The sequence below is a fragment of the Streptomyces sp. NPDC043427 genome, from assembly GCF_056436655.1.
In genome coordinates this window covers 299,544-306,029 of the sequence record NZ_JBWKCC010000006.1, presented here as the reverse complement: position 1 = coordinate 306,029, position 6,486 = coordinate 299,544, and the positions used below count along the sequence as shown (strand labels likewise).

The 6,486-nt window shown below is 72.0% G+C and carries 6 protein-coding genes; all 6 read right to left on the bottom strand.

What is annotated here, in order from left to right:
• Window positions 1-225 precede the first annotated feature (225 nt).
• Entirely contained in the window at window positions 226-660 is a 435-nt protein-coding gene (gene nusB / locus AC067M_RS14565) for a transcription antitermination factor NusB (protein WP_478697341.1), read from the bottom strand.
• A 2-nt stretch (window positions 661-662) separates the two neighbouring features.
• Window positions 663-1,229, bottom strand: coding sequence for an elongation factor P (gene efp / locus AC067M_RS14560; protein ID WP_478697340.1), 567 nt, complete (start codon window positions 1,227-1,229; stop codon window positions 663-665).
• Window positions 1,230-1,350: 121 nt separating this feature from the next.
• Window positions 1,351-2,457 carry an aminopeptidase P family protein gene (locus tag AC067M_RS14555; RefSeq protein WP_478697339.1) on the bottom strand — a complete coding sequence of 369 codons (1,107 nt, stop codon included), beginning with the start codon at window positions 2,455-2,457 and terminating at the stop codon, window positions 1,351-1,353.
• A gap of 140 nt (window positions 2,458-2,597) precedes the next feature.
• Entirely contained in the window at window positions 2,598-3,458 is an 861-nt protein-coding gene (locus tag AC067M_RS14550; RefSeq protein ID WP_478697338.1) for a Pro-rich N-terminal domain-containing protein, read from the bottom strand.
• Between the two features lie 196 nt (window positions 3,459-3,654).
• Window positions 3,655-5,301 carry a 3-dehydroquinate synthase gene (gene aroB / locus AC067M_RS14545; protein WP_478697337.1) on the bottom strand — a complete coding sequence of 549 codons (1,647 nt, stop codon included), beginning with the start codon at window positions 5,299-5,301 and terminating at the stop codon, window positions 3,655-3,657.
• Window positions 5,298-6,482: a chorismate synthase gene (aroC, locus tag AC067M_RS14540; RefSeq protein ID WP_478697336.1), complete on the bottom strand. Its 1,185-nt coding sequence runs from the start codon at window positions 6,480-6,482 to the stop codon at window positions 5,298-5,300. Before aroC ends, aroB begins: the two co-directional genes overlap by 4 nt.
• Window positions 6,483-6,486 lie beyond the last annotated feature (4 nt).

The window sequence follows — 6,486 nt, the reverse complement described above, 5'->3', positions numbered from 1 at the left end:
GGGACCCTTTCCCCCTCGTCGGGGGGCGCCCCCCCCCCCCCCCCGCGCACCCCCCCCCCCCCCCCCCCCCCCCCCCCCCCGGCGGCGTTCTGCGGGCCTGCGGGGCGCCAGGGGTACGGGAGGCGGACCAGAACGCCGGAGGGCCCGCAGACGTGACGCTGCGGGCCCTCCGGCGTTTTGTCATACCGCTGACTGCTTGTACCGCCGACTGCCGTGTACCGCTGTCTAGTCCTCTTCGCGGCGCAGCGACGGCTTGAGTTCCTTGAGACGGCCGAGCAGGCCGTTGACGAACGAGGGCGACTCGTCCGTGGAGAACTCCTTCGCCAGCTGCACCATCTCGTCGAGGACGACGGCGTCCGGGGTCTCGTCGGCCCAGATCAGCTCGTAGGCGCCAAGGCGCAGGATGTTGCGGTCGACGACCGGCATCCGGTCGAGCGTCCAGCCGACCGAGTACTGCGCGATCAGCTCGTCGATGCGCTTCGCGTGCGCCGCGTAGCCCTCGACCAGCTGCATCGTGTACTCGCTCACCGGTGGCTGCCGGGTGTCGGCCCGGGAGAGCCGGATCCAGTCCGCGAGGACCGTCAGGACGTCGGCGCCGCGCTGGTCGCCCTCGAAGAGGATCTGGAAGGCGCGCTTGCGGGCCGTGTTGCGGGCAGCCACGGTTAGCTGTTCACCCGGCCGAGGTAGTCGCTCGTGCGGGTGTCGACCTTGATCTTCTCACCGGTGGTGATGAAGAGCGGGACCTGGATCTGGTGGCCCGTCTCCAGGGTGGCGGGCTTGGTGCCGCCCGTGGAGCGGTCGCCCTGGACGCCCGGCTCGGTCTCCTGGATGGTCAGCTCGACGGCGGCCGGCAGCTCGACGAAGAGCACCTCGCCCTCGTGCTGGGCGACGGTGGCCATGAAACCCTCGATGAGGAAGTTGGCGGCGTCACCGACGGCCTTGCGGTCGACCATCAGCTGGTCGTAGGTCTCCATGTCCATGAAGACGAAGTACTCGCCGTCCATGTACGAGAACTGCATGTCGCGCTTGTCGACAGTGGCCGTCTCGACCTTGACGCCGGCGTTGAAGGTCTTGTCGACGACCTTGCCGGAGAGCACGTTCTTGAGCTTGGTGCGCACGAAGGCCGGGCCCTTGCCGGGCTTGACGTGCTGGAACTCGACGACGGACCAGAGCTGGCCGCCTTCGAGCTTGAGCACCAGGCCGTTCTTGAGGTCGTTCGTGGAAGCCACGGTTGCGGAATCTCCTGGACTGACGTACGACCCCGGGGCACGCACCGAGCGGCGCCGGGGAAGGTCGGGGGCGTTCCCGTGCCGGGCGGCGTGGGGACGTGCCTGAACTTCCCTGGGGTCGCTAGAGCGCGAGCAGCTCCTTGGTCGTGATGGTGAGTAGCTCGGGTCCGCCGTCCGCCTCGGGGCGCACGACGAGCGTGTCATCGATCCGGACACCGCCCCGGCCCGGGAGGTGGACCCCCGGTTCGACGGTGACCGGCACGCAAGCGTCCAGTTTACCCATGGCCGCGGGACCCAACTGAGGGTCCTCGTCGATTTCGAGCCCGACGCCGTGACCAGTCAGTTCGGGAAGGCCCTCCACATACCCCCCCGAGTCCAGCACCTGACGTGCCGCACGGTCCACGTCCCGGTAGGCGGCGCCGGGTGCGAGGGACTCCCGCCCGGCGCGCTGGGCCGCGAAGACCAGGTCGTACAGCTCGATCTGCCAGTCCGCAGGCGACGTACCGATGACGAAGGTACGGCCGATCTCACAGCGGTAGCCGCGATAGGTCGCCCCCAGGCATACGGAGAGGAAGTCGCCCTCCTCGACCCTGCGGTCGGTGGGGCGGTGACCGCGGCGGCCGGAGTTCGGGCCCGTCGCGACGGAGGTGGGGAAGGCGGGCCCGTCGGCGCCGTGGTCGACGAGACGGCGCTCCAGCTCCAGGGCCAGGTGCCGTTCGGTGCGGCCGACCAGGATGGATTCCAGCAACTCCCCGAGGGCTTGGTCGGCGATCTCGGCGCCGATGCGCAGGCAGGAGATCTCCTCCTCGTCCTTCACCACCCTCAGCTGCTCGACCGCGCCGCCCAGGTCACCGAGGCGCAGGCCGGGGGCGACGGAGCGGATGGCGCGGTGCCGGGCCACCGTGAGGTGGTGTTCCTCCAGGGCCAGGGAGTCGGCGCCCTGTGCCCCGAGGAGGCCGGCGGCCGCGACGGCGGGGTCGCCTCCGGCTCGGGGCAGGGTGTGCACTCGTAGCGCCTCGTCGAGGCGCCCTTCGGCGGGCCGGTCGTTCGGCGGGCCCGCGCTCACCAGCAGATCCTCGCGCTTTCCCAGCAGCAGGACGGCACCGGGCGGGGCGATGCCCGCGAGGTACCGCACGTTGGCGGGACGGGAGATCAGCGCTGCCGCGCTGCCGCCCGCGTGGCAGCGCTCCCGTAGCCGATTTCGGCGGGCCGCATACACCTCTGACATGAGCCGAGCGTATGAGCTCCGCAGGGTGAGCGCCGGTCGAGAGGGCCGAGTGGGGCAACGGTTCGTTGTCCGCTGCGGGTCCGTCGGGGCTGGTCGCGCAGTTCCCCGCGCCCCTTGGAGGCACATACAGGCCCCGGTGCTTACCAGTTGGGCGGGCTTGCGATCGACCTCGTCAGGACCTCGTTCAGGAGGTGGGCCGTCTGTGGGACGTCGAGCTGGGAGTTGTCGATGATCGGGAGGCCGGAGCCGTACCAGCCGGCCATGCGGCCGTGGATGCGGGCGACCTCCTCGTCGGTGAGGCGGCGGTTGCCGGAGCGTTCTGCGTTGCGTTCCAGGACTATTTCGAGGCCCGGAAGGAGGACGACGGGGAGGAGGCCGGGGCCGACGTGGCGCTTCCAGCCGCCGAGGCCGACCACGGGGCGGTCGGGGAAGACGGCGTCGTCGAGGATGCAGGAGATGCCGTTGGCGAGGAAGTTGCGGGCGGCGAAACCGCAGGTGCGGCGGGCGAGGCGGTACTGCGCCTCGGAGTGGTCGTTCCAGCCGGACTGGGGGTCGGCGAAGCCGGAGCGGACCCATTCGCGGACGTCGTCGAGGCTGATGTGCGCGGTGGGGACGCGTCGATGCTCGGCCCAGTACTTGGCGACGCTCGTCTTGCCGGCGCCCGCGGGGCCGATCAGGAGGACCGCCAGGGTGGTGGTCGTCGGGTCGGGCGCGGCCGGGGTGGGGGGTGCGCTGGGCGCTGCCACCGGGCCGCCCGGCGGGAGCGGGAGGTGGCCGGTGGTGTCGGGGGCCGGGGAGTGCGGTGCGGGCGGCACCGGGGGGACCGGCGGGGTGTGGGGCGCTCCGGTGAAGCCCGGGGGCGGCGGGGGCACGGGGGCGGGCCCCTGATGGGGGCCCGGGTGGTGCGGCCCCGGGTGGTGTGCGGCCGGCGACCAACCGGCGGCCGGACCGTGCCCCGGCTGAGGGGGCTGCGGCAGCGGAGACCCCACTGCGTGCTGCATCCGGTGCCACTCCGTCTCGTACAGGCAATTGGCGCTGGCAGCGGGGGTGAACCCGCTTTCCCCCGACAGCCTAAAGGGCGTGGTGGGAGCCTCGTCCGAACGGTACCGCCCCCGGCTGTCGTTGTGGGAACGACCGGGGGCGGCACCAAGTGCCCGGGGCGGAAGGCGAATCGGGCGGAAGCTCGCGCGGGGGGACTTACTGACCGACCTCGCCGTAGGCGGCGAGCAGGACCGCCGGGTCGGGACCCTCCAGGACGGTCGGCTTGGCGAGGCCGTCGAGGACGATGAAGCGGAGCAGGTCGCCGCGGGACTTCTTGTCGACCTTCATGGTCTCCAGGAGCTTGGGCCACTGGTCGTAGCGGTAGTGCAGGGGCAGGCCCACCGACTCCAGGACCGTGCGGTGACGGTCGGCCGTGGCGTCGTCCAACCGGCCCGCCAGGCGGCCGAGTTCTGCGGCGAAGTGCATGCCGACCGAGACCGCCGCGCCGTGCCGCCACTTGTAGCGCTCGTTCTTCTCGATGGCGTGCGCGAGAGTGTGGCCGTAGTTGAGGATCTCCCGCAGGCCCGACTCCTTCAGGTCGGAGGAGACGACGTCCGCCTTGACCTTGATGGAACGTTCGATGAGTTCGGCGGTGTGCGGGCCGGCGGGGGTGCGGGCGGCCTCGGGGTCGGACTCGATGAGGTCGAGGATCACCGGGTCGGCGATGAAGCCGGCCTTGATGATCTCCGCCAGACCGGACACGTAGTCGTTGACCGGCAACGAATCCAGCGCCGCCAGGTCGCACAGCACGCCGGCGGGCGGGTGGAAGGCACCCACCAGGTTCTTGCCCTCGGCGGTGTTGATGCCGGTCTTGCCGCCGACGGCCGCGTCGACCATGGCCAGCACGGTGGTGGGGACGGCGATCCAGCGCACCCCGCGCAGCCAGGTCGCGGCGACGAAGCCGGCGAGGTCGGTGGTCGCGCCGCCGCCGACGCCCACGACGACGTCGGTGCGCGTGAAGCCGGACTGGCCGAGCGCCTTCCAGCAGTAGGCGGCGACCTCGGCGGTCTTGGCCTCCTCCGCGTTCGGCACCTGGATGGCGACGGCCTCGTAGCCCTGCTCGGCCAGGTCGGCGCGGAGCGCGTCACCGGTCTCGGCGAGCGCCTCGGGGTGGATCACGGCGACCCGCTTGACCCTGTCACCGATCAAGCCGCCCAGCTCACCGAGCAGTTGCCGGCCGACCAGCACCTCGTAGGGCTCGGAGCCCGCGCTGCCGCCTACCCTGATCCTTGTCACCTGCTGAGCCACGACGTCCTCCGGCCGGGGGTCCGGGGGCTGTCCCCCGGGAGATACAGTCTTCAACTCCAAAGCGTCCAAGGCGGCTTGTGTGACCTCTTCGGGCGTACGGCCGTCCGTCGGTACGACGGCCGTGGCGACCTCCTCGTAGAGGTGGCGCCGCGCCTCCATCAGCTCGCGCCACTGCTTGCGCGGGTTGACGGCGAGCAGCGGCCGGGCCGCGTTGAGGCCGGTGCGCTTGACCGCCTCCTCGACGTCCATCGACAGGTACACGACGCGCCGGTCGACGAGCAGCTCGCGCGTGCCGGCGTCGAGGATCGCGCCGCCGCCGAGGGCGAGGACGCCGTCGTGCTCGGCGAGGGCCTGCCGTACGGCCTCCTTCTCCAGGGCGCGGAAGGCGGGCTCGCCCTCCTCGACGAAGATGTCGGCGATGGGCCGGCCCTGCGCCGCGACGATGTCGGCGTCGGTGTCCCGGTATCCGACACCGAGCCGCTCCGCCAGCAGCTCGCCCACGGTGGACTTGCCGACCCCCATGGGGCCGACCAGCACGACCAGCGGAGCGCTCATCGGACGGTGAGGTTGTCGAGGTAGGACCGCACGTTGCGGCGGGTCTCGGTGACGCTGTCACCGCCGAACTTCTCCGCGACCGCGTCGGCGAGGACGAGGGCGACCATGGCCTCGGCGACGATCCCGGCCGCGGGCACGGCGCAGACGTCGGAGCGCTGGTGGTGGGCCTGCGCGGGCTCACCCGTGACGACGTCCACTGTCTGCAGGGCGCGGGGCACGGTGGCGATCGGCTTCATCGCGGCCCGTACGCGCAGCAGCTCACCGGTGGTGAGCCCGCCCTCGGTGCCGCCGGAGCGGCCGGTCGCCCGCTTGATGCCCTCGGGCGTGCTGAGGATCTCGTCGTGGGCCTTCGAGCCGGGCACCCGCGCCAGGTCGAAGCCGTCGCCGAGCTCGACGCCCTTGATCGCCTGGATGCCCATGAGCGCGGCGGCCAGCCGGGCGTCCAGCTTGCGGTCCCAGTGCACGTGGGAGCCGAGGCCCACCGGCACGCCGTACGCCAGCACCTCGACCACGCCACCGAGGGTGTCGCCGTCCTTGTGGGCCTGGTCGATCTCCGCGACCATCGCCTTCGACGCGTCGGCGTCCAGGCAGCGCACCGGGTCGGCGTCGAGCTTCTCGACGTCGGCGGGGGTCGGGTAGACGCCGTACGGGGCCTTCGCGGCGGCCAGTTCGACGACGTGCGAGACGATCTCGATCCCGGCCGTCTCCTTGAGGTACGAACGGGCCACCGCGCCGAGGGCCACCCGGGCCGCGGTCTCCCGGGCCGAGGCGCGCTCCAGGATCGGCCGGGCCTCGTCGAAGCCGTACTTCTGCATACCGGCGAGGTCGGCGTGGCCGGGCCGGGGCCGGGTCAGCGGCGCGTTGCGGGCGAGGCCCGCGAGGACGTCGGGGTCGATGGGGTCGGCCGCCATGACCTGCTCCCACTTGGGCCACTCGGTGTTGCCGACCATGACCGCGACCGGCGAGCCCAGAGTGAGGCCGTGCCGCACCCCGCCGAGGAAGGTGACCTCGTCCTGCTCGAACTTCATCCGGGCACCGCGACCGTAGCCGAGCCGCCGCCGTGCCAGATGGTCGGCGACCATCTCCGTGGTGATCGGCACACCGGCGGGAAGGCCCTCCAGCGTCGCCACGAGTGCGGGACCGTGGGACTCCCCCGCGGTCAGCCAGCGCAACCTGCTCAACGGT

What these genes read in the sequence shown, in the direction of transcription:
- AC067M_RS14555 (WP_478697339.1), bottom strand. Translation starts at nt 2,457, where the DNA reads ATGTCAGAGGTGTATGCGGCCCGCCGAAATCGGCTACGGGAGCGCTGC.
- AC067M_RS14550 (WP_478697338.1), bottom strand. Translation starts at nt 3,458, where the DNA reads ATGCAGCACGCAGTGGGGTCTCCGCTGCCGCAGCCCCCTCAGCCGGGG.
- aroB (WP_478697337.1), bottom strand. Translation starts at nt 5,301, where the DNA reads ATGAGCGCTCCGCTGGTCGTGCTGGTCGGCCCCATGGGGGTCGGCAAG.